Origin of the sequence: Streptomyces sp. P9-A4 (genome assembly GCF_036634195.1) — a bacterium.
Classification (GTDB): domain Bacteria; phylum Actinomycetota; class Actinomycetes; order Streptomycetales; family Streptomycetaceae; genus Streptomyces.
On the sequence record NZ_JAZIFY010000001.1, the window covers coordinates 4,115,992 to 4,137,458 of the forward strand.

The 21,467-nt window shown below is 73.9% G+C and carries 21 protein-coding genes and 1 tRNA gene; 10 read left to right on the top strand and 12 right to left on the bottom strand.

Translation table 11 applies throughout. From position 1 onward, the window contains the following. Window positions 1-323: 323 nt before the first annotated feature. A tRNA-Ser gene (locus tag V4Y03_RS18545) sits at window positions 324-410 on the top strand. A gap of 268 nt (window positions 411-678) precedes the next feature. Further along, window positions 679-2,010 carry a hypothetical protein gene (locus V4Y03_RS18550; RefSeq protein ID WP_443079801.1) on the top strand — a complete coding sequence of 444 codons (1,332 nt, stop codon included), beginning with the start codon at window positions 679-681 and terminating at the stop codon, window positions 2,008-2,010. Window positions 2,011-2,062: 52 nt separating this feature from the next. Here V4Y03_RS18550 and V4Y03_RS18555 read toward each other — a convergent pair whose 3' ends face one another. Then, window positions 2,063-3,415: an MFS transporter gene (locus tag V4Y03_RS18555; protein ID WP_332435624.1), complete on the bottom strand. Its 1,353-nt coding sequence runs from the start codon at window positions 3,413-3,415 to the stop codon at window positions 2,063-2,065. Between the two features lie 101 nt (window positions 3,416-3,516). Further along, entirely contained in the window at window positions 3,517-3,876 is a 360-nt protein-coding gene (locus tag V4Y03_RS18560; RefSeq protein WP_317876710.1) for an ArsR/SmtB family transcription factor, read from the bottom strand. A 13-nt stretch (window positions 3,877-3,889) separates the two neighbouring features. Between V4Y03_RS18560 and V4Y03_RS18565 the strand changes: the two genes are divergently transcribed. Further along, on the top strand, window positions 3,890-4,156 hold the full coding sequence (locus tag V4Y03_RS18565; protein WP_317876709.1) for a hypothetical protein: 267 nt from the start codon (window positions 3,890-3,892) through the stop codon (window positions 4,154-4,156). Between the two features lie 325 nt (window positions 4,157-4,481). Here V4Y03_RS18565 and V4Y03_RS18570 read toward each other — a convergent pair whose 3' ends face one another. After that, window positions 4,482-4,871, bottom strand: coding sequence for a hypothetical protein (locus V4Y03_RS18570; RefSeq protein WP_332435625.1), 390 nt, complete (start codon window positions 4,869-4,871; stop codon window positions 4,482-4,484). A gap of 123 nt (window positions 4,872-4,994) precedes the next feature. Between V4Y03_RS18570 and V4Y03_RS18575 the strand changes: the two genes are divergently transcribed. Further along, window positions 4,995-7,151, top strand: coding sequence for a restriction endonuclease (locus V4Y03_RS18575; protein ID WP_332435626.1), 2,157 nt, complete (start codon window positions 4,995-4,997; stop codon window positions 7,149-7,151). Window positions 7,152-7,348: 197 nt separating this feature from the next. Here V4Y03_RS18575 and V4Y03_RS18580 read toward each other — a convergent pair whose 3' ends face one another. Then, window positions 7,349-8,737 carry an NAD(P)/FAD-dependent oxidoreductase gene (locus V4Y03_RS18580; RefSeq protein WP_332435627.1) on the bottom strand — a complete coding sequence of 463 codons (1,389 nt, stop codon included), beginning with the start codon at window positions 8,735-8,737 and terminating at the stop codon, window positions 7,349-7,351. Window positions 8,738-8,812: 75 nt separating this feature from the next. Here V4Y03_RS18580 and V4Y03_RS18585 point away from each other — a divergent pair, with 75 nt between their 5' ends. From V4Y03_RS18585 to V4Y03_RS18595, 3 genes are read left to right on the top strand one after another with little or no spacing between them, the layout of a single operon-like run. Beyond that, a complete protein-coding gene (locus V4Y03_RS18585) occupies window positions 8,813-9,706 on the top strand; it encodes an aminoglycoside phosphotransferase family protein (protein ID WP_332435628.1) in 894 nt (297 codons plus the stop codon). A 19-nt stretch (window positions 9,707-9,725) separates the two neighbouring features. Further along, window positions 9,726-10,205, top strand: coding sequence for a GNAT family N-acetyltransferase (locus V4Y03_RS18590; RefSeq protein ID WP_332435629.1), 480 nt, complete (start codon window positions 9,726-9,728; stop codon window positions 10,203-10,205). 10 nt (window positions 10,206-10,215) lie between these two features. Beyond that, window positions 10,216-10,551, top strand: coding sequence for a hypothetical protein (locus tag V4Y03_RS18595; protein ID WP_332435630.1), 336 nt, complete (start codon window positions 10,216-10,218; stop codon window positions 10,549-10,551). Window positions 10,552-10,634: 83 nt separating this feature from the next. On the opposite strand, the gene V4Y03_RS18600 is transcribed toward V4Y03_RS18595, so the two are convergent. Together V4Y03_RS18600 and V4Y03_RS18605 are read right to left on the bottom strand one after the other, a co-directional pair. Next, a complete protein-coding gene (locus V4Y03_RS18600; RefSeq protein WP_332435631.1) occupies window positions 10,635-11,633 on the bottom strand; it encodes a zinc-binding dehydrogenase in 999 nt (332 codons plus the stop codon). A 117-nt stretch (window positions 11,634-11,750) separates the two neighbouring features. Next, window positions 11,751-12,914 (bottom strand): phytoene desaturase family protein, encoded by a 1,164-nt coding sequence (locus V4Y03_RS18605; RefSeq protein WP_332435632.1) that lies wholly within the window; start codon window positions 12,912-12,914, stop codon window positions 11,751-11,753. Window positions 12,915-13,026: 112 nt separating this feature from the next. Here V4Y03_RS18605 and V4Y03_RS18610 point away from each other — a divergent pair, with 112 nt between their 5' ends. Continuing rightward, window positions 13,027-13,701 (top strand): pentapeptide repeat-containing protein, encoded by a 675-nt coding sequence (locus V4Y03_RS18610; protein ID WP_317876697.1) that lies wholly within the window; start codon window positions 13,027-13,029, stop codon window positions 13,699-13,701. A 19-nt stretch (window positions 13,702-13,720) separates the two neighbouring features. Here the strand turns inward: V4Y03_RS18610 and V4Y03_RS18615 are convergent, their stop codons facing one another. Genes V4Y03_RS18615 through V4Y03_RS18625 form a run of 3 tightly spaced genes read right to left on the bottom strand, consistent with a single transcriptional unit; the run spans window position 13,721 to window position 16,180 of the window. Then, on the bottom strand, window positions 13,721-14,221 hold the full coding sequence (locus V4Y03_RS18615) for a hypothetical protein (protein ID WP_317876698.1): 501 nt from the start codon (window positions 14,219-14,221) through the stop codon (window positions 13,721-13,723). Between the two features lie 13 nt (window positions 14,222-14,234). Then, the gene (locus V4Y03_RS18620; RefSeq protein ID WP_332435633.1) at window positions 14,235-14,948 is read right to left on the bottom strand and encodes a response regulator transcription factor; all 714 of its coding nucleotides are present in this window, start codon (window positions 14,946-14,948) and stop codon (window positions 14,235-14,237) included. Between the two features lie 41 nt (window positions 14,949-14,989). Continuing rightward, a complete protein-coding gene (locus tag V4Y03_RS18625) occupies window positions 14,990-16,180 on the bottom strand; it encodes a sensor histidine kinase (RefSeq protein WP_332435634.1) in 1,191 nt (396 codons plus the stop codon). Between the two features lie 132 nt (window positions 16,181-16,312). On the opposite strand from V4Y03_RS18625, the gene V4Y03_RS18630 reads away from it, so the two are divergent. Next, a complete protein-coding gene (locus V4Y03_RS18630) occupies window positions 16,313-17,278 on the top strand; it encodes an ATP-binding cassette domain-containing protein (protein ID WP_332435635.1) in 966 nt (321 codons plus the stop codon). Next, window positions 17,278-18,081, top strand: a complete 804-nt coding sequence (locus V4Y03_RS18635) for an ABC transporter permease subunit (RefSeq protein WP_317878184.1) — start codon at window positions 17,278-17,280, stop codon at window positions 18,079-18,081. The genes V4Y03_RS18630 and V4Y03_RS18635 overlap by 1 nt, the downstream gene beginning before the upstream one ends. A gap of 97 nt (window positions 18,082-18,178) precedes the next feature. Here the strand turns inward: V4Y03_RS18635 and V4Y03_RS18640 are convergent, their stop codons facing one another. The 3 genes from V4Y03_RS18640 to V4Y03_RS18650 all read right to left on the bottom strand — a co-directional run bounded on the left by V4Y03_RS18640 (window position 18,179) and on the right by V4Y03_RS18650 (window position 21,401). Beyond that, window positions 18,179-19,402 carry an FAD-dependent monooxygenase gene (locus V4Y03_RS18640; RefSeq protein ID WP_332435636.1) on the bottom strand — a complete coding sequence of 408 codons (1,224 nt, stop codon included), beginning with the start codon at window positions 19,400-19,402 and terminating at the stop codon, window positions 18,179-18,181. 209 nt (window positions 19,403-19,611) lie between these two features. Then, complete coding sequence (locus V4Y03_RS18645; protein WP_317878186.1) at window positions 19,612-20,232, bottom strand: response regulator transcription factor; 621 nt, start codon at window positions 20,230-20,232, stop codon at window positions 19,612-19,614. Then, window positions 20,232-21,401, bottom strand: coding sequence for a sensor histidine kinase (locus V4Y03_RS18650; protein WP_332437220.1), 1,170 nt, complete (start codon window positions 21,399-21,401; stop codon window positions 20,232-20,234). Before V4Y03_RS18650 ends, V4Y03_RS18645 begins: the two co-directional genes overlap by 1 nt. Window positions 21,402-21,467 lie beyond the last annotated feature (66 nt).

Here is a 21,467-nt window from a genome sequence, read left to right on the forward strand (position 1 = left end):
AACTCAAGTTTCGGCGAGCATGAACATCTGGCACGTCTACGTCGCAGCTGTGCGCGACTGCCGCTGTCAGGGTCCTTTCGGCCGTGGGGGAGCCTGGCCGTCGGTTGGGACCGAGCTTGTACCTGGCCCCCTGGGCAGAAGCAGGGATACAGCCGCAGTCAAGAGCTGCTGGACCGTCCGGAAGTCGACCGCGCGCAGTCGGACTTGGTTCGGGGGCAGAGGCGCGAGGGTGGGGGATCCGGGTCCGTGCCACATCCGTGCCAGATCGGGTGGGGACTCTCGGGGAACGAGGGGCGTTGGCGGGGTCCTTGCCCGCGAGTGGCGCCGTAAGCTGGTGCGCAGGTTGGCCCCGTCGTAGGCCTCCCGCTCTTGTAAAGCGGGGGTCGTCGGTTCGAACCCGACAGGGGGCTCAACGCAAAGGGCCGGCGCAGGGGCATGATTCCCCGGCGCCGGCCCTTTCGCATGATCACGGCCGTGCCGCCTACGTGCCAGATGGCCCTGGTACACGTCATCGTCGGAGTCCGTCTTCGTGTCGAAGGTGATGCGCACTTCGAAATCCTGTGGGAGGGCTCGTGCAACCTTTTGCGGCGTCACGGGGTCGAACGGGTGCATGGGAAGCGGGTCGGTGCTTCCGTCAGCACCAAGTGCCTCCGCATCCGGGGGGCCGAGGAGGATTTCGTGGCACGTATGCGTACGGCAGTGGTGGCGGCGGCGTTGGTCGCCGCGCTGGCGCCGGTGACGCTCGGGGGGTCGGCGGCCTTCGCCGCGCCCGCGACGCCGGCCGCCGTCACGACGGCGGCGGAGGTCGGGACGGTCGTCCAGGACGGCGGTCCGCTGGCCGTTCCGGCGGGCGAGGAAGGGCCGGTGACGCTGCGGTTCACGGCCACGCTGCCGGCGGGCGTCAAGGGGCCGGTGACCGCCTCCTTCGAACTGGACACCTGGCTGACCGAGGGCGAGGCGGGCAGTTCGCCGGTGAGCCAGGATGTGATCCGCTCCGTGTGCGCGGTCAACGGCGTCTCGTACGGGGAGTGTGCGTGGCACATGCCCTACTTCCCGCCCGTCCTGAATGATCCGCCCACCCGGCCCTCCCTCGACCTTCCCGCGGTGCCGGCCGCCGAGACCCTCACCTATACCGTCACCCTGGACGCCGACCGGACCGCGACCGTCCTGGGCCACCCGGACGCCCTGGTCGAGCTGAAGGACAGCACGGGCGCGACCGTGGCCCGGGGCAGGCTCGGCCTCGACTTCGTCGCCGGGACGCCCTCCGCGGCGCGGCGCGGCGCCGTCCACGCGCGGGACAAGGACGGTGTGCTGTGGCGGTACGAGGCCACGGGCGACGTCACCCGGCCGTTCGCGACGCGCAAGCGGGTCGGCGGCGGCTGGAACGCCTACACCGCCGTCGTCCCGATCACGACCGCCACGGCGGACGGCCGGGGCGACCTCGTCGCCCGCGACAAGGCGGGTGTCCTCTGGTACCACCAGGGCACCGGCAAGCCCTCCGCGCCCTTCGCCCCGCGCCAGCGGGTCGGCGGCGGCTGGAACGCCTACACGGCCCTCGTCGGCGTCGGTGACGGCGGTCTGGTCGCCCGGGACAGGGCCGGCGTGCTGTGGCGCTACGAGAGGAAGTACAACGTTCCGTACGGACCGCGGCAGCGGGTGGGCAGCGGCTGGAACACGTACACCGCCCTGACCATGTCAGGCGCCTACGACGGGGCTCTGGGGCGCGACAAGGACGGCGTGCTGTGGAAGTACGACCGCGTGGGCCCCGTTCCCTATCCGCCCTTCAAGCAGCGCCAGCGGGTCGGCGGCGGCTGGAACGCGTACACGGCGATCGCGGGCACCGCCGAACTCGGACGTGACGAGTACCCCGACCTCGTCGCACGGGACGGCGCCGGCAAGCTCTGGCTCTACCAGGGCGCGCGCAAGTCCGTGCCCGGGTACACCCTCGTCCCCGGCTCCACCCGCTCCCTCGTCGGCGGCGGCTGGAACGCCTACGACCTGATCTTCTGAGCCCCCGCTCCCTCCGACCGTTCCAGGAAGAGCAGCGCGGCACCTGCCTGAGTCAGGCGGCGGTCTTCTCCTGGGCGGGCTCCCGGACCGGCCATCGCTGGTGAAGGGCGTCGATGTGGAAGTCGTGGCGATGGCCGCGACCTCCGACACCGGCCAGATGCGGGTGATCCGGCGCCAGTTCCGGGTGTACGTGCTCCAGCTCGGCCGGGTCCTGCCGCGGCCACAGGCGTACGGCGGTCACGGCGGCGGCGAGAGCGAGCGCGGTCAGCACGGCAGCCGAGACGGTGAGCCCGACCTGCGAGGCGAGCCAGCCCGCGAGCGGGTAGGTGACGAGCCAGCAGGCATGGGTGAGGGAGAACTGGGCGGCGAAGGCCGCCGGAAGATCCGGTGCGGCGGCCGAGCGGCGCAACAGCCGCCCGCCGGGGGTGAGGATCGCCGAGGTCGCCGCCCCGATCACCAGCCATGCGGCCAGCAGCGCCGGCCAGGACAGCTCGCCCGCGCCGAGCCCTGCCGCAAGAAGGCCGAGCGTGGCGGTCATGACGAAGGCGGCGGGCAGCATCATGGTCCGGTCGCCGAGGCGCCCGACGGCCCGGGGCAGCAGGAGTGCGACGACCATGGAGCCGGCGCCGTAGGCGGCGAGGGCGAGGGAGACGTCGCCGCCCGAGCGGCCGAGGGTGTCCCGGACCAGGACGACCGTGTTGACCAGGACCATGGCACCGACGGCGGCGGCCACGAGGTCGAGGGCGAGAAGGGCGCGGAGCCGGGGCGTGGCCAGGAAGAGCCGGGTTCCGAAGGCGGCCTTGGCGTACACGCCTCCCGTGCGCTCGACAGGCTGCGGCTTCGGCAGCAGGACGGAGACGACCAGGGAGCCGGAGGCGACGAAGCCGACGGCGGTGCCGCTGAAGAGCCAGTTGTACGAGATGAGGGAGAGCAGCGCGGCAGCGAGCGCGGGGCTGAACAGGCTCTCCAGGTCGTAGGCGAGGCGGGAGAGCGACAGCGCGCGGGTGTACTCGTCCTCGTCGGGCAGGACCTCGGGGATGGTCGCCTGGAAGGTGGGCGTGAAGACTGCGGACGCGGCCTGGAGAAGGAAGATCAGGACGTAGACCTGCCACACCTGCGTGACGAACGGCAGCGCGAGCGCGACGCCCGCCCGGGTGAGGTCCATGGTGACGAGCAGCGCCCGCCGGGGTATTCGGTCGGCGAACCCGCTGATCAGCGGGGCTATCGCGACGTACGCGACCATCTTGATGGCCAGCGCCGTGCCGAGGACGGCGGAAGCCTTCCCGCCGGCGATGTCGTACGCGAGCAGGCTCAGTGCCACGGTCGCCAGGCCGGTGCCGACGAGGGCGACGGCCTGCGCGGTGAAGAGGTGCCGGTACGTACGGTTACGCAGCACGGACAGCATGAGGCACGCCCTTGGTCGGCTACAGGGGGTGTTTCCACGGTAGCCGAAGCGTGCATAGTTGCGCACCTATTGGTTTTTGAGGTCTGTCCGACCGGCCTGATTCAGTCGTGCCAGGGCTCACCGCTCACCTGATGGTCGGCGTGACTCATCGCCTCGACGACCAGGCGCTTCAGGTGCCCGTCCGGCAGCGAGTAGACGACCCGCCGCCCTTCCTTGCGCGTCTCGACGAGCCCCCCGAGCCGGAGCTTGGCCAGATGCTGGCTGACCGCGGGCCGGGCGGCGCCGACCGCCTCGGCGAGGGCGCTCACGTCCGACTCCTCGCGCGCAAGCAGCCACACCAGGTGCAGCCGCGTGGCATCGGCGAGCAGAGCGAAGACGCCCGCCGCCAACACCAGCTCGCGAGGGCCGGGAGTGCGCTGATGCGTACCGGTCGCAGCTGAGGGTGTGTCGCGTGAGGGCATGAGGAAAGGGTAGGTGCACCCCCATGCGTCGCGTCTCGCCTTCGCCGCCGCGATCGCGCTGATCGTCGTCACCCTGGCCGCCTTCTGGGCGTGGAGGTGGTGGGAGGGCGAGCGGGAGGGCGAGTTCAAGGCCGATCCGCAGTTCTGCGAGCTCGTCACCCCCGAGACGATCCACCGGCTCGTGCCCGAGGCCTACGCCCGCAGCGACGACGACCGGGCGGCCGTCCGCGCCGGAGCCGTCGACGCCGCCCGCGAGGCTGCCGCCCTCCTCAAGCCCTGACCACCCGAACCCTCAGGCGTGTTCACCGATCCCGCCGGCACTCTCCGGGGGGTCAGGGACGGTCGGCCGGGGCCCGAGGCGGTAGAGGGGGGTGGGGTCCGAGCTGGCCCCGAAGCGTGGAAGCTCGGGGGACCCCTGCCTTGCCACCCCCCTTGGCCGCCGTGTTCCCTTTGTGGCGCCGCCCGGACCGCGTTCTCCGGTGGCGCTGGGCCGATCGTGAGGACGAACCGCTGGAGCGCTGTCCCTTTCCCGATCTGGTCCGCTGACATCGGCGCCGGTGGATGACAGCGTTCGTACCCGGCTCCCCGCAGCGTCTGTTTCGGTTCTACCGGGAGGTGGGGGCGACCACGATCTGGTCCGCGTCCTCGTAGATGATCCTGCCCGGGTTCGGGGACTCCACGCGGTGGCATGCGATGCCGTGGGCCGCCAGCAGGGTCAGGTAGCCGTTCACCCGGGTGATCAGGTGGTGGGCCGTCGGTTTGAACCAGGCCACCGCGCCCGGGTTCACCTCCGGGGCGTAGATCCGCGGGTCCACGTCCGTCGGGTTCGTGTAGTGGGTGTCGTACCAGTCGTTGTTCGTTCTCCAGAAGCGGTACTCCGCCTCCGACAGCCTTCCCTGGCGGGCCAGTTCGTTGGCGAGGACGAAGACGCCCGGGAAGTGGCCCCGTGGGTGCCTCACCGTTCCCTGGAACCGGACGTACGGCGCTTGGTCCATGGCTGTCTCCTCCACCCCGCCGACAGTACGCCCCACCGGCGGACAACACGCCTTCCGTCCGCGAGACTTGTCCGTCACGGGGGCGTGTGTGTGGTCGGGGTGTCGTCGGGAGGGGTGGGGCGGATGAGTCGGCGGGCCGGTGGGCTGCTCGGGGTGTGGGCCGAGCAGCAGCGGGTGGCGCAGCGGCAGCGGGAGGGGCAGCACCAGGCGGTGCTGCGGCAGCAGCGCGACGCCGAGCGGGTGCAACGCGCGTACGCGCGCGACGTGGCCCGCATGCAACGGGAGCAGCGGGCCGCCTACCGGCAGCAGCGCGACGCCGACGCCCTGCGCCGCACCCGAGAACTGGAACAGCGCGTCGCCCTCCTCGAAGGGCTGCTGGCCGCCGGCTGCCGCGCCCCCGCCTTCTCCGTGGAGTCCCTGCGGCGTGGCGAGGACATCGCCCCCTTCACCCCCGGCCCCCTCGGCGAACCCGTCCCCATGCCCGACCAGCGGCACTACCGGCCCCAGAACTCCTGGACCCCCTCCGGGCGCGCCCAGGCCGAACAGGACGCGCGGGCCCGCTTCGAGCGGGACTGGTACGCCGCCCAGGCCGCCGAGGCCCGCCGCGTCGAGCAACTCGCCGCGTACCGACGGCAGTACGACACCTGGGCCGCCGAGCGCCTCACCGAGATACGGACCCACAACACCGGCCTCACCGGCACCGTCGCCGCCCTCGGCGACGGCGACGCCGAGACCGTCGTCGAGTTCTTCTCCGCCGTCCTCTTCGCCTCCACCGCCTGGCCCGAGGGCTTCCCCCGCGAGGTCTCCGCCGCCTACGACCGCCGCGCCCGCGGGCTCGTACTCGACTGGGACCTCCCCGGCCACGAGGTCGTACCCGAGGCAAAGGGCGTGAAGTACCTGCCCAGTACCGACCAGGAGAAGGAAGTCCCCCGGCCCGCCACCCAGCGCCGCGCCCTCTACCGCGACGTCCTCGCCCAGAGCGTCCTCCTCGCCGTACGGGAACTCTTCGCCGCCGACCGGTTCGGCACCCTGGAGACCGTCACCCTCAACGGCCACATCGGCGGGGTCGACCCCGCCACCGGGCTCGCCGGACGCGTCTGCGTCGCCTCCGTCGTCGTCGAGCGGCCCGCCTTCGACCGGCTCAACCTCGAACTCGTCGCCGCCGTCGACTGCCTCACCGGCGCCCTCACCGGCCGCCTCTCCGCCAAGCCCGACGAACGCGTCTCCGTGGCCCCCTTCCGCACCCCCGACCAGGTGGGCTCCGACGTCGTCGTCCAGGGCGACGGGGAAGAGCCCGACCTGCTCGCCATGGACCCCATCGCCTTCGAAGGGCTCGTCGCCGAACTGTTCCGCGCCCGCGGACTCCAGGCCGTCACCACCCGCCGGTCCAACGACGGCGGCGTCGACGTCGAGGCCCTCGACCCCGATCCCATCAGCGGCGGGTCCATCGTCGTCCAGGTCAAGCGGTACCGGAACACCGTGCCCCCGGCCGCCGTACGCGACCTCTTCGGCACCGTCCAGGGCGCCGGTGCCAACAAGGGCGTCCTCGTCACCACCTCCAAGTTCGGGCCCGGCTCGTACACCTTCGCCAACGGCAAGCCCCTCACCCTGATATCCGGGACCGAACTCGTCGAACTGCTCCATCAGCACGGGCTCCGGGGGCGGTTGGGGTCGGGGGGCCCTGCGGTCGCCCCCGCCTCCGCCCCCGCCGCCGTATCCGTCCCCTCGTCCTCCGGTCCCACCGCCGTCTTTGCCTCCCCGTCCGCTCCCTTCGAGGCCGACTCCGACTTCAACCTGCTCGGCATGGTCTGGTCCGGATCCACCGCCCTCGACGTCTGCGCCCTCGTCTGCGCCGGCAACCGCGTCCTCGGCGACGAGTGGTTCGTCTTCTTCAACAACCCCTCCACGCCTGATGGTTCGGTCGCCGCCGTGACCGCCCCGCCCGGCGACCGGGCCGCCCTACGGGTCGGCTTCGACCGGCTTCCGGCACGCGCCGACCGTCTCGTCCTCGTCGCCGCCGTCGACCCCGAGGTGAACCCCGAGGTGAACCCCGAGGCCGATCTCGGGGAGTTCACCGATGCGGGCATCCGGCTGCGCGACGACTCCGGCGTCGAACTCGACCGGCTCGTCGTCTCGGACGGCCGCCCCGGCGAGACGGCGCTCGTCCTGGGGTCCTTCCGGCGGCGCGCCGGGGGCGACTGGGACTTCGTCCTCGGCGGGAAGGGGTACGGGGGCGGTCTTGAGGAGCTGGTGGGGGACTTCGGTATCGAGGTGGAGTGACGCGGCGGTCACTGGGGGGTGGGTGACCGCCGGCCGACGGGTGGTGGGGTGGGGGACCGGCCACTCACCCGCCACCGGACGGTGGGTGCGGTGGCCGGTGAGTGGCCGGGCGGTCGGCCGATCGGTGGTGCGTGGCGGTGGGCCGCCCCCGGTGACCGGTGGTGGCGGTGGCCGCCCCCGGTGACCGGCCGGATTCCTCAGCGGCCGCTCAGGCGGTTCGCCACCACCGCCACCCGGTCCGTCTGCGCCGTGTGGCCCGTCGCCTCCCGGCGGTCCGCGCCCCGGAACGCCGCGTACATCGTCTGCACTCCCAGCCAGCGCAGCGGCTCCGGCTCCCACTTGCGGACCTTGTGGTTCACCCACGGGAGCGCCGTCAGGTCCGTGGGGCCCGACTGGCCCGAGTCCTGCTGGATGAGGTCGCGCAGGGTGCGGGCCGCGAGGTTCGCGGTGGCGACGCCCGAGCCGACGTAGCCGCCGGCCCAGCCCAGGCCGGTCGAGCGGTCCAGGGTGACCGTGGCGCACCAGTCGCGCGGGACGCCGAGGACACCGGACCAGGCGTGGTCCACCCGTACCCCCGCCAGCTGCGGGAAGAAGCGCACCAGGATCTCGCGCAGGGCCTCGATGGTCTGCGGCTGGGTGCGGCCGTCGTTGTCGGTCTTCGAGCCGAAGCGGTACGGGACGCCCCGGCCGCCGAGCGCGATGCGGCCGTCGGCGGTGCGCTGGGCGTACATATAGGCGTGCGCCATGTCGCCGAGGGCCTCGCGGCCGTCCCAGCCGATCGACGCCCACTGCTCGTCGCTCAGCGGCTCGGTCGCGATCATCGAGGAGTTCATGGGGAGCCAGGTGCGGCGCTGGCCCGCGAGGGAGGCGGTGAAGCCCTCGGTGCAGCGGAGCACGTAGGGGGCACGGACCGTCCCGTACGGGGTGAGCGCGTGCTTCGGCCTGATCTCGGTGACCGGGGTCGACTCATGGATGGTGACGCCGAGCGCCTCGACCGCGTCCGCGAGCCCCTGGACCAGCTTCACCGGGTGCAGGCGCGCCCCGTGCGGGCTCCAGGAGGAGCCGACGGCGCCGGCGACGCGGATGCGTTCGGCGGTCTCGCGGGCCCCGTACAGCTCCCGGTCCGTCTCGCCGAAGTCGACCTCGGCGGCGTGGAACGCCTTGAGGCGGGCGAGCTGGGAGGGGGAGAGGGCGACTTCGAGGACGCCGCCCCGGTGGAGGTCGGCGTCGATCTTCTCCTGCTCGCACACGTCGACGACCTCGGTGACCGTGGCGTTCATCGCGTGCTGGAGGCGGACGGCGGCCTCGTGGCCGTGGAGCTTCGCGTAGCGGTCGCGCCCGGCGATGCCGTTGTAGAGCCACCCGCCGTTGCGGCCGGAGGCCCCGTACCCGCAGAACTTCGCCTCCAGGACGGTGATGTTCAGGAAGGGCACGGCCTTCTTGAGGTAGTAGGCGGTCCACAGACCTGTGTAGCCGCCGCCGACGACGCAGACGTCGGCGGTGATGTCCCCGGGGAGCGGTTCGCGGGGCGCGGGGGCGCCCTCCTGCGCGTACCAGAACGAAATGCCGCCGTTGACCGTACTCATGTGTATCCCTCTTCCGGGTTCGTGGGCCGGACGTTACCCGGGGCCTCGCGGCACAGCACCCCCTAGGGTCATGGCGTGATCCACGTACCCGAGGGACTGGCCCGGTCGCAGGCGAAGTGCAACGGGGAGGCCGGGCGGGCCTTCGTCGCCGGGCTGCCCGCGCTGGCCGAGGACTTCCTCGGCCGGTGGGGGCTGCGCCTCACCGGCCCCTCGATGCACGGGGTGGCCTCCCTGGTCCTGCCCGTCGAACGGGCCTCCGACGGCGCGCCCGCCGCGCTGAAGATGCAGATCCTCGACGACGAGACCGAGGGCGAACCGGCCGGCCTCCTCGCCTGGGCCGGGAACGGATCCGTACGCCTCCTCGACCACGACCCCGCCACCGGCACGATGCTCCTCGAACGGCTCGACGAGGCCCGGCCGCTGACCTCCCTCACCGATACCCGCGAGGCGCTCGCCGTCGTCGCCGGGCTGCTCGCACGGCTCTCGGCGGTCCCCGCACCCGCCGGGCTGCGCGGCCTCGGCGACATCACCGCCGCGATGCTCGACGCGGTGCCGGGCGCGGCGGAACGCCTCGGCGCCGCCGACGCGGCCGTCCTGCGGGACTGCGCGGCGGCCGTACGGGAGGTCGCGGGCGAACCCGGGGACCGGCTGCTCCACTGGGACCTGCACCTGGGGAACGTGCTCGCGGCGCAGCGGGAACCGTGGCTCGCGATCGACCCCAAGCCCCTCGCCGGCGACCCCGGCTTCGAGCTGCTGCCGGCGCTGATGGACCGGTTCGACCCGGACCCGGCCGAGGTGCTGTGGCGCTTCGACCTCCTCGCCGAGGTCGTCGGGGACCGGAGGCGCGCGGTGGCGTGGACGCTGGGGCGGGTGCTGCAGAACGGGCTCTGGGACGTGGAGGACGGGGAGCCCGCGCTCGCCCCCGAACAGGTCGCCGTCGCGCGGATCCTGCTGGCCGGAAGGGCCTGACCCGGGGCACTCTTGGGCCATGATCCGTACAGCCGTCGCTTCCGACGTTCCCGTCATCCACTCCCTGATCCGTGACCTCGCGGAGTACGAGAAGGCCCTCGACGAGGTCCGCGCCACCCCCGAGCAGCTCCACGAGGCCCTGTTCGGCGACCGTCCGGCCGCCTACGCGCACATCGCCGAGACCGAGGACGGCGAACCGGTCGGCTTCGCGCTCTGGTTCCTCAACTTCTCCACCTGGCGCGGCGTCCACGGCATCTACCTGGAGGACCTGTACGTCCGTCCGGAGGCGCGCGGCGGCGGCCACGGCAAGGCACTGCTCACCGAACTGGCCCGGATCTGCGTGGAGCGCGGCTACGAGCGCCTGGAGTGGTCCGTACTGAACTGGAACAAGCCCTCGATCGACTTCTACGAGTCCCTCGGCGCGCGCCCGCAGGACGAGTGGACGGTCTACCGCCTGACCGACGGGGCCCTGGCGGAGCTCGGTGCGCGCGGGGTGTAGGAAAGGGGGTATGGACAAGGACATCGAGCAGCGCTTCCAGCGGATCACGGCCTTCATCGAGGCGCGGCTGACCCCGCTCTTCGACCCCGCGAACGGCAGCGACCACGGTTTCGGGATGGACGACACCTCCCGCGCCCTGCGCGCCACGCGCTACACCGTGCAGGCCGCGTCCGCCGTCAACGGGCTCGTGGAGAAGCGGGAGTCGGCGCCGGAGCTGCGCCAGGTCGTGGACCAGGCGCTGGAGCACAACTGGGACGTGCTGCGCTCCGTCGCGCGGATGTGGGAGGACCACCCCGACTTCCTGAAGGAGTACAAGGCGCACTCCTGGGACGTGATCGGGGTCTGAGGACCGGACCCTGAGGACCCTGAGGACCCTGAGGGCCCTCAGGACCCTCAGGGCACTCAGGGATTCCGGCTCAGGGATCACGCTCAGGGGATCAGTACCACCTTGCCCGTCGTGCCCCTGGTCTCCAGGGCGCGGTGGGCGTCCGCCGCCTCCGCCAGGGGGAAGCGGTGGACCGCCGGGCGGAGGGTGCCCTCGGTCGCCGCTTCGAGGGCGGCGAGTTCGAGGACTCGGACGTCGCCGCCCGCCTTCTGGATCATGACGGGTCCGAGGACGGACTCCGACGTGATGCCCCGCGCGGCCAGCTCCTCCGGGGTGAACGTGAGCGGCTCCCCGTCGTGGAGCCCGGTGCTCGACCAGCCGAAGACGAGGTGCTGCCCGCCCTTGCCGAGGAGGTCCACGGCGGCCCGCCCGGTGTCGCCGCCGACCGAGTCGAAGACAACGGTCGCGGTGCGCCCGCCCAGGTACGCGCGGACCTTCTCCGGCCAGTCGGGCCGCTTGTAGTCGACGGCCAGGTTGGCGCCGTTCGCCTCGACGAGGGCGACCTTCGCGGGGCCGCCGGCGAGACCGACGACGGTGGCGCCGGCGTTCTTCGCGTACTGGACGAGCAGGGTGCCGATGCCGCCGGCGGCGGCGGGGACGATCGCCACCGAGTCCGGTCCGAGCGCCGTGAACCGCAGGATGCCCAGGGTGGTGCGGCCGGTGCCGATCATGGCGACGGCCTCCGCCTCGCCGAGGTGCTCGGGCAGGGCGTGCAGGCGGGCGGCGTCGGTGACGGCGAGTTCGGCGTAGCCGCCCGGGTTCATGCCGAGGTGGGCGACGACCCGCCTGCCGAGCCAGGCCGGGTCGGTGCCCTCGCCGAGCGCGTCGACGGTGCCGGCGACCTCGCGGCCGGGCACGGTGGGGAGTTCGGCGGGCGCCGGGTAGGGGCCCGTCATGCCCTCCCGCAGCGCGGTGTCCAGGAGGTGCACGCCGGCCGCCGCGACCCGGACGCGGACCTGGCCGGGGCCCGGGACGGGGTCGGGGGCCTCCTCGTACGTGAGGTTGTCGGCGGGGCCGAAGGCGTGGAGCCGGATGGCGCGCATGGTGTTCCCCGTTCGTCGGTCGAGGCGGTGTCGCGGTGTCGCGGTGCGCCTGCGGGCCGCACTCGCGTCTCGCGTATCGCGCCCGCGTCGTGCGTCCACGAGGAACACCCTCCGACCTCAAGCGCGCTTGAGGTCAAGGCGTTCCGTGCGCAGCGCCAGCGACACCGCCTCCACCGCGCTCGTGAACGACACCTCCGACAGCACGCCCGGCGCCGCCACCTGGTCGCCCACCAGGTACACGCCGTCGCCCCGGTCGACGGCCGGCCGGTCGCGCCAGGTCGTGCCGGGGCGGTCCACCGCTCCCGTACGCCCCCGGGACACCGCCTCCCGCCGCCACACCGTCCGCTCCCGCCAGCCGGGGAAACCGAGGTCGAGCAGCCGTTCCGCGTGCGCGACGCCGTCCGCCTTCGTCGCGCCGGGGGCGATCGGCAGCTGCGCCTGGACCAGCTGCTGCCCGGCCGGGGCGAGCGACGGGTCCTGGGCCGTGAACCGCTCGATCCAGCCGGGCGCGTCCAGGTCGGAGATCGCGAACGGGTCCCCCTTCCGGGTGCGCAGCGCCAGGTCGAACAGGACCGTACGGCCGCTCTCCCAGGTCAGCGTCGGGTCGCCGAGGAGGCGGGCGGCGGCCGGCAGGGAGGTCGCGACGATCACCGGGCCCTCGCCCGACGGGACGCGGCCGACGCGCGAGGAGGTCTCGATCCGCACGCCCGTCTCCCAGGCGCGGGCGGCCATCCGCTCGATCAGCCGGCCCCAGCCGCCGCGCACGTACCGCGCCTCCGGCGGCAGGGCGGCGGCCCGGTGGAGGCGTTCCTGCACGAAGCGGGCGGAGAGCGTGCCGGGGGCGTGGTGGAAGAGCGCGACCGCCGCGTAGGCGGCGGCCTCGCGCGCGGTCCGCTCGCCCGCGAGCCGGGTGGCCCAGGTGAGGAAGTCGAGGTCGGCGGGGGCCCGTTCGGCGGTACGGAGCGACTGGCGCAGCAGTCCGGGCGGCGGGGTGCGGCGCAGGGCGCCCGCCCGGTGGAAGCGGAGCCGGAGGGCGTCGGCGGCCGGCAGCGGGGCGAGCGGGCCGAGCAGGCCGCGCTGCCGGAGCCAGGTCCAGTGGGGGCCGCCGCGGTAGAGGGCGTGCGGGCCCTCGTTGGTGGCGTACGGGCCCTCGGCGGTACGGGCCCGGCCGCCGAGGGTGTCGTGCGCCTCGTGCACGGTCACTTTGAGTCCGGCCTCGGCGGCGGTGATCGCCGCGGTGAGTCCGGCGAAGCCGCCGCCGATGATCGTGAGCTTCCGCATGTCCGTCTCCCTCGTGGTGACCGGTTTTGTGCTGTCCCGTACACGTGACGGGGAGCGGGGGTGCGTTCGTGACATCGGGGGCGTTGTCAGTGGCGTACCTCACCATGGGGGCATGGCGACGAATCGGAAGAAGAAGGCGGCCGTGGCGGGGGCGCGGCGGCCTGAGGTGCGACTGCCTCCCCTGGAGGCGTACGAGGGCGGGATCGAGGCGGACGGGGACTACGACGGTCTCGAACTGACCGGGCTCGACCTGGCGGGGCAGTCGGGGGCGGGCGCGCGGTTCCTGGACTGCGCGCTGCGCGACTGCGGGCTCGACGAGGCGCGGCTGACGGGCGCGCGGTTCCTCGACTCGGTGCTCACGGGGGTACGGGGGGTGGGCACGGTCCTGGCCGGGGCGCAGCTGCGGGACGTGGAGCTCGTGGAGGCACGGCTCGGCGGGGCGCAGCTGCACGGGGCGGTGCTGGAGAGAGTCGTGGTGCGGGGCGGGAAGATCGACTACCTGAACCTGCGGGCGGCGAAGCTCAAGGACGTCGTCTTCGAGGGGTGTGTGCTGAGCGAGCCCGACTTCGGGGGCGCGGTGCTCGAACGGGTGGAGTTCGTGGACTGCGTGCTCACCGGGGCGGACTTCAGCGGGGCCCGGCTGAAGGACGTGGACCTGCGGGGCGTCCAGCGGCTGGAGATCGCGCGGGGGCTGGACTCGCTGTCCGGGGCCGTGATCTCGACGGCCCAGCTGCTCGACCTGGCGCCGGTGCTCGCGGCGCAGCTGGGGGTGCGGGTGGAGGAGTAGGGGGCCGACCGCGTGGGCGCTACGGCAGACGGGGGAAGCGGGCCTGGAGGGACCAGATCGCCGGGTTGTCGGCGAGGCCCTCGTGCATGTCCGTGAGGTCGGCGATCAGGTCGTGCAGGAAGTCGCGGGACTCGCGGCGCAGCAGCTTGTGGTTGAAGGTGACCGGCGGCTCGTCGCCCGGCATCCAGTCGGCCTCGACGTCCACCCAGCCGAAGCGGCGCTCGAAGAGCATGCGGTCACTGGACTCGGTGAAGTCCAGCTCCGCGTACTGCGGCTGGGAGGCGCGGTTGCCGCGCGGGTCCTGGTCGAGCTGCTCGACGATGTCGCACAGCGCCCACGCGAAGTCGAGCACCGGCACCCATCCCCAGGCTGTGGACACCTCGCGGTCCGTCTTGGTGTCGGCCAGATACACGTCCCCGCAGAACAGGTCGTGGCGCAGCGCGTGGACGTCCGCGTGGCGGTAGTCGGTCTGCGGCGGGTCGGGGAAGCGACGCGAGAGGGAGTAGCCGATGTCGAGCACGTCACCGATGGTGTCACGGCGCGAGGCCCGCCTCGTACGCGAGGATCACCAGCTGCACCCGGTCGCGGGCGTCCAGCTTGGCGAAGAGGCGCGCCACGTGCGCCTTGGCGGTGGCCGAGCTGATGTGGAGCCGTTCCGCGATCTCCCCGTTGGACAGGCCCCGGCCGACCAGGGCGAGCACCTCGCGCTCCCGCGCGGTGACCCCGGCGAGGGCGCGCGCCGGGGGAGGCGCGGGGACGCCGGGCTCCGGGCGGGCCGCGAACTCCTCGATCAGCCGGCGGGTGACGCCCGGCGCGATTAGGGCGTCCCCCGCGGCGACCACCCGGATCGCCGCGAGGATGTCGTCCAGGGCCATGTCCTTGACCAGGAAGCCGCTCGCTCCGGAGCGCAGCGCGCCGTAGACGTACGCGTCGTCGTCGAAGGTGGTGAGGACGAGGACGCGGGGTGCGCCGGGGCCGGCCGTGACGATCCTGGTGGCCTCGATGCCGTCCATGCCGGGCATCCGGACGTCCATCACCACCACGTCGGGCCGCAGGTCGCGGGCGCTCCGGACCGCCTCGTCGCCCGTGCCCGCCTCGCCGACCACCGCCAGGTCGGGGCTGTCGGCCATGAGGACGCGGAGGCCGGCCCGTACGAGGGGCTGGTCGTCGACGAGCAGGACCCGGATGGGGGCGGGGCCGGGGGCTTGGCCGGGGGCGGGGCTCGGGACCTGGGTGGGGTCGCTCATGGGGCTGGACGCCGAAGAGGCCGTGCCATCCGGGTGCGGGCTCACGACGGGCGGGTTCCTTCCGGGTGGGTGGTGGGCAGGGGCAGCAGCGCGGTGACGTGGAAGCCGCCGCCGGGGCGCGGCCCGGCGGAGAAGCGGCCGCCGAGGAGCGCGGCCCGCTCCCGCATGCCGACGATGCCGTACCCGCCCCCGGCGAGGGAGCCCGCCGGCTTCGCCGGGCCGTCGTCCGCGATCTCGACGACCAGGCTGTCCTCGCCGCGCTCCACGGTCACCCGGCAGGTGGGCGTGGCCGCGTGGCGTACGACGTTCGTCAGCGACTCCTGCACGATCCGGTACGCCGCCAGGTCGACCTCCGGCGGCAGCGGCCGGCCGGGGTCCCCGAGGTGCCGCACCTCGACCCGAACGCCCGCGTCCGCCGTCGACGCGGTGAGCCGCTCCAGGTCCGCGAGGCCCGGCGCGGGGTCGCGCGGCGGCGGCGCGTGCCCGTCGGCCTCCCGCGCGGTGGCCCGCAGCGCGCCCAGGGTGCGGCGCAGACCGGCGAGGGTCTCGCGGCTGGTGGTCTCGATGGTGGCGAGTGCGTTGCGGGCCTCGGCCGGCTGGGTCTCGATGACCCGGCGGCCGACGCCCGCCTGGATGGCGATGACGCCGATGCTGTGCGCGACCACGTCGTGCAGTTCGCGGGCGATGCGCAGCCGTTCGGCGGCGACGGCCTCGGCGGCCGTCGCCGCCCGCAGCTCCGCCGCGTGGCCGCGCCGGTCCCGTACCGAACGGCCGAGGAGCCCGGCGGTCAGCAGGGCGAGCGCGAGGGCCGCCACGGTGCTGACGAAGACGTCCTGCCCGGAGGTGGTGTAGGTCGCGGCGGCCACCTGCACGGCGAGCGCTCCGAGGGCGGCGGGCAGCAGCACCCGGAGCGGACGCCGGGCGGCGAGCAACCCGACGACGGCGTCGGCGGCGAGCACCGGCAGGTACAGGAGCGCGGCGTCCGGCCGGCTGGTCGCCGCCGCGAACAGCCCGGCGAGCAGCAGCCCGAGCGCGGCGAGCGGGTTGCGGCGCGCCAGCGGCAGCGTCAGCCCCACGGCGACGGCGGCGAGGAAGAGCCGGAGTCCGGTGGAGCGGTACGGCCCCGCGCGCAGGGCGGAGAGCAGGGCGAAGGGGTGGGCGACGGCCGCGCACCAGGCGAGGACCGCCGCCACCCGCCCGCCGGAAGGGAGGGAGGTCGGAGTGGCGGGCATGGCCCGATCGTAGGCACCGGCCCCTCGCCGGGACATCGGCCCACGGGCGTACGCCCCCGGGCCACCCCCTCGCACCGCTTGTGCCCGGCGGGCCGATGCGTCGGAGGGCGCCGTGCCGGGAGCGTGGGCCGCATGATCGAAGTACACGAACTCACCAAGCGGTACGGCCGTCCGGGCCGGGGCCGGCTCGCCGTCGACCGGCTCGGCTTCGGCGTGAAGGCCGGGCGGGTGACCGGGTTCCTCGGGCCCAACGGGGCCGGGAAGTCGACGACCCTGCGGCTGATCCTGGGGCTGAACGAGCCGACGTCCGGAACCGCCACCGTCGGTGGGCGGCGGTTCCGGGACCTGCCGCGCGGGCTGCGGCACGTCGGGGCGCTGCTCGACGCGCACGACGTGCACGGCGGCCGGACCGCCGAGGCCCAGCTCGCCGCGCTCGCCCGCGGCAACGGCATCCCGCGCCGCCGGGTCGGCGAGGTCCTCGACGAGGTCGGGCTCGCCGAGGCGGGCCGGCGGCGGATCGGCGGCTACTCGCTCGGCATGCGGCAGCGGCTCGGGATCGCCGCCGCGCTGCTCGGCGACCCGCCCGTGCTGCTCTTCGACGAACCGGTCAACGGCCTGGACCCGGAGGGGGTGCTGTGGGCGCGCGGACTGTTCCGGCGGCTCGCCGCCGAGGGCCGCACGGTGTTCGTGTCCAGCCATCTGATGGGCGAGATGGAGCACACCGCCGACGACCTCGTCGTCATCGGCCGCGGGCGGCTCGTCGCGGCGGAGAGCGTCGCCGACTTCGCGGCGCGCGGGACCCGGAGGAGCGTGACGGTACGGACGGCCGACCCGGCCGGCGCGCCGGCCCTGGCCGCCGCCCTGAGGGCCGAGGGGGCAGCCGTGCACACGGAGACCGTACGCACGGAGACGGTACGAGCGGAGGCCGTACGCACCGAGACCGCCGGGGCCGTACTCGTCGTGACCGGGGCGGACGCCGCCCGGATCGGCGTCCTCGCCTTCCGCCACGGCGTCCCGCTCGCCGAACTGACCCCGAACGCCTCCTCCCTCGAAGAGGCGTTCATGGAACTCACCGCCGACACCGTGGAGTACCGCTGATGGACGCCCGTTTCCGTGACCTCCTCGCCGCCGAGTGGATGAAGCTGTGGTCGCTGCGCTCCACCCCCTGGGCCTTCGTCGTCGGCGCGGTCGCCGCCCTCGGCGTCAACCTCAACGCGACCCTCGCCGACCACCGCAACTACCCGAACTACGCGGACGGCATCAAGGAACTCTTCGTGCCGATCTGGGCCATGCGCGACGCGTTCACGCTCGGCGGGGCCATGGTGTTCACGCTCGCGACCGGCTCCATCGGCGCGCTGATGATCGTCGGCGAGTACGGCACGGGCCAGATTCGTACGACCTTCGCGGCCGTCCCGGCCCGCCGGGCGGTCGTCGCGGCGAAGACGCTCGTCCTCGCCGCCGTGATGACGGCGTACGGGACGCTGGTCGCCGGGGTCTCGTTCGCGGCCACGCAGGCCGTGCTCGACGACCGGGGCGTGGGCATGGCGATCGGCGACGAGGGTGTGCTGCGGGCCGTCGCCGGGTCCGCGCTGCTCGCGCCGGTGTGCGCGCTCGCCGGCTTCGGCCTCGGAGCGCTCCTCCGGCACACGGCGACGACGATGGTCACCCTGACCGGCGTACTCCTCCTGCTGCCGGCGCTGATGGACGACCGCAACCGCTGGGGCGCGATCTTCCTCCACGCCCTGCCGCAGGGGGCGTGGAAGCGGCTCACGCAGGTGGGGGAGTCGCCGGTTCCGGTGGACTTCCCGTGGACGGCGGGCGGGGCGTGGACGGTGTACGCGGTGTGGGCGCTGGGCGCGGCGGCGGTGGCGTTCGTGGCGGTGGGGCGCAGGGACGTGTGAGCGCGTACGCCCCCGAGCCGCCCGGCCTCACGCCGCCCCCGAGCCGCCCGGCCGCACGCCGCCCCCGGCCCCGGCTTCGCCCCGGCCTCCGCTCCCCTCACCGCCGCCCGTGGACCGCTCGGGCCACCCTCGGGCCCAGCCAGCGCTTCAGACGGCGGAGGGACTCCAGCTGCCCGGCGGCCCGGTCGATCCGGTAGTACAGCTGCGGCGGGATGTGGGGGAGCAGCGGCGAGTGGCGCTGGCCCAGGAGCGCGAACATCTGCGCCGGTTCCAGGCGCATGTAGCGCGGCAGGTTCTCGTACCACTGGGCGCTGTACCGGGCCGCGCTCTGCGCGGAGACGAGCTCGGCGCGGCGCCGCTTCCCGTACGTGGTGAGGGCGGCGTCGAGGTCCCGGTGGCCGTCGCCGTTCCCGAGGCCGCGCAGGGCGTCCGCGAGGGCGAGCGCGTCCTCCAGGGCCAGGGTGGTGCCCGCGCCGATCGAGTAGTGGGTGGTGTGGGCGGCGTCGCCGAGGAGGACGAGGTTGCCGCGGTGCCAGACCCGGTTGGTGAGGGTGCGGAAGGTGAGCCACTGGGCGGGCTCGTCGGCCCGGCCCCGGCCGATCAGCTCGTGCCCGTCGAGCAGGTCGTGGAACAGCTTCTCCAGGAGGCGCAGGCTGTCCGCCTCGCCGAGCGTGTCGAGCCCGAGGCCGGTCCACGTCTCCGGGGAGCACTCGACGACACAGGTGGAGCGCTCGCCGCTGAACCCGTAGGCGTAGCACCAGATCCAGCCGCGCTCGGTCTCCTTGAAGGCGAAGCTGAACGAGTCGAAGACCTTGGTGGTGCCGAGCCAGACGTACGGGTTGCGGCCGCTCGCGACCTCGCCGCCGAAGTGGCCGGCGTGCGCCTCGCGGAGGACGCTGTTGACGCCGTCGGCGGCGACCACCAGGTCCGCGTCGGCCAGTTCGGGCGCGTCCGGGCCGGTGACCTCGTGCTCGAACCGGACCCGTACGCCGAGCTGCTCCGCCCGCTCGGCGAGGAGCGCGAGCATCCGCCGGCGCCCGATGCCGAAGCCCGCGTCGCCGCGGTGCGCGGTCCGCTCGTCGCGGACGATCGCGACGCCGTCGGTCCAGGTCACGGACGCCTCGGCGACGGCGGCGGCGGACTCGGGGTCGCCGTCGCGCAGCTTGTCGAGGAGCCCGGCCCAGTACGTGACGCCCCAGCCGTACGTGGAACCCTCGGGGTTCCGTTCGTACACGCCGATCTCATGGGCGGGGTCCTGCCGCTTCAGGAGGATCGAGAGGTAGAGGCCGGCGGGGCCGCCGCCGACGATCGCGAACTTCACGTGCGCTCCCACTGAGACATGACACCGTGCGGTCGGATGGCAACGCAGAGTAGCAGCGGTGGGGGCGTTCACAGCGGCGGAGCGCGGGCGGACGGAGCGCGGGTCCCGCCGTACGTCCCGGGCGCGGGCCACGGCACCCGGCGCCGTACGGCCCCGCCCCTACGGGACCGCCCGTACGGCCCCGCCCCTACGGCCCCGGCGCCCCGCGCCTACGGCAGCAGCCGCCGTTCCTTCGCCACCGCCACCGCGCCCGCGCGCGTGTCGACGCCGAGCTTGGCGTAGATCCGGCCCAGATGGGTCTTCACCGTCGCCTCGCTGATGAACAGCGCCCGCGCGATCTCCCGGTTGCCCAGGCCCCGGCCCAGCTGCCCCAGGATGTCCCGCTCCCGGTCGGTCAGGCTCGGGCCCGCCGCGCCCCGCATCCGGTCCATCACCCGGCTGGCGACCGGCGGGGAGAGGGCGGTGCGGCCCTGCGCGGCCGAATGGATGGCGGCGAACAGCTCCTCGGGCCGCTCCGCCTTCAGTAGATAGCCGGTGGCGCCCGCCTCGATCGCCCGCGTGATGTCCGCGTCCGTGTCGTACGTGGTGAGGACGAGGACGTGCACGCCCGTCGGCGCGATCCGCCGCGTCGCCTCCACACCGTCGATGCCCGCGCCGAGCTGGAGGTCCATCAGGACGACGTCCGGCTTCAGCTTCGCCGCCATGGCGACGGCCTCCTCGCCGCTGCCGGCCTCGCCGACCACCTCGATGTCGGGGGTGCTGCCGAGCAGGGCCAGCAGACCGGCGCGGACGACGGCATGGTCGTCGCAGAGGAGGATCCGTACGGACATCAGGACTCCAGGGAGAGCGGGATCGCGGCCGAGAGCACCGTGCCCTCGCCCGGGGTGGACTCGACTGTCAGGGTGCCGCCCAGCTGCCGCGCCCGCACGCGCATCGCGGGAAGTCCGTGGCCCCGTACCCCGCCCGGTTTCTCCACCGGGTCGAAGCCCCGTCCGTCGTCGGCGATGTCCAGGACGACCTGGTCGTCGAGGTAGGTGAGGGTGAGGGCGGCGGATTCGGCGCCGGCGTGCTCGCGGATGTTGGCGAGGGCGCCCTGCGCGATCCGCAGCAGCGCCGACTGCACCCGCTCGGGCAGCGGTACGGCCGTCCCGTCGACCCGGAAGGCCGCCGACTCGCGGCCGGCCAGACCGCGCAGCGCCTCTTCGAGACCGCCGCCCTCGGCGAGGTCGGCGGGCGCCAGGTCGTGCACGAAGCGGCGCGCCTCGGCCAGGTTGCGTTCGGCGATGGACTCGGCGGTACGGACATGGCGGCGCGCGGTCGACGGGTCGCTGTCCCAGGTGCGGTCGGCCGCCTGGAGCAGCATCTGCTGGCTCGACAGGCCCTGCGCCAGGCTGTCGTGGATCTCCATCGACAGCCGCTGCCGCTCCGCGAGCGTGCCCTCGCGGCGCTCGATCGCGGCCAGTTCGCGCCGGGTGCGGATCAGGTCGTCGATGAGGGCCCGCTGCCGGGCCGCCTGCCGGTCGGAGTACACGAACACCCCGGTGGCGAGGGCGGCGACGGCCGGCGGGGCGACGATCAGGTTCGGGTCCCAGCCGCCGTGCGCCAGCTGCACCTGCGCGAACACCACGAACGCGGTGAGCAGCGTGACCAGGCCGAGCGCCGCGCGCGCCGGGAGCGTGCGCAGGCCCGTGTAGAAGAGCGGCACCGCGCACCAGGCGAAGCTGGGCGCGAGGACGACGAGGACGATCCACACGGCGACGACCGTGCCCAGCCACGCGATCCGGCGGGTCCCGGCGCGGGTCCCGACGACGGGACCGAGCAGATACAGGGAGGCGAGGGCGCCGGAGAGGGCGATGATCCAGGGGCTGCGCTCCTCCCAGGGGTGGCGCAGCAGGAACCGGGCGAGGGAGGCGCCGAGGAGGAGGAAGAAGGCGATGTGCATGACCCGCGCCAGCCAGCGGGCGTCGGGGTCCTGCTCGGTCCCGGTCGGCCGTGTCACGTTCAAGCCGCCCGCCTCCTTGCCTTCTTGCCTGTCTGGCCGGTCCGACCCGTCTGGCCTGTCTGA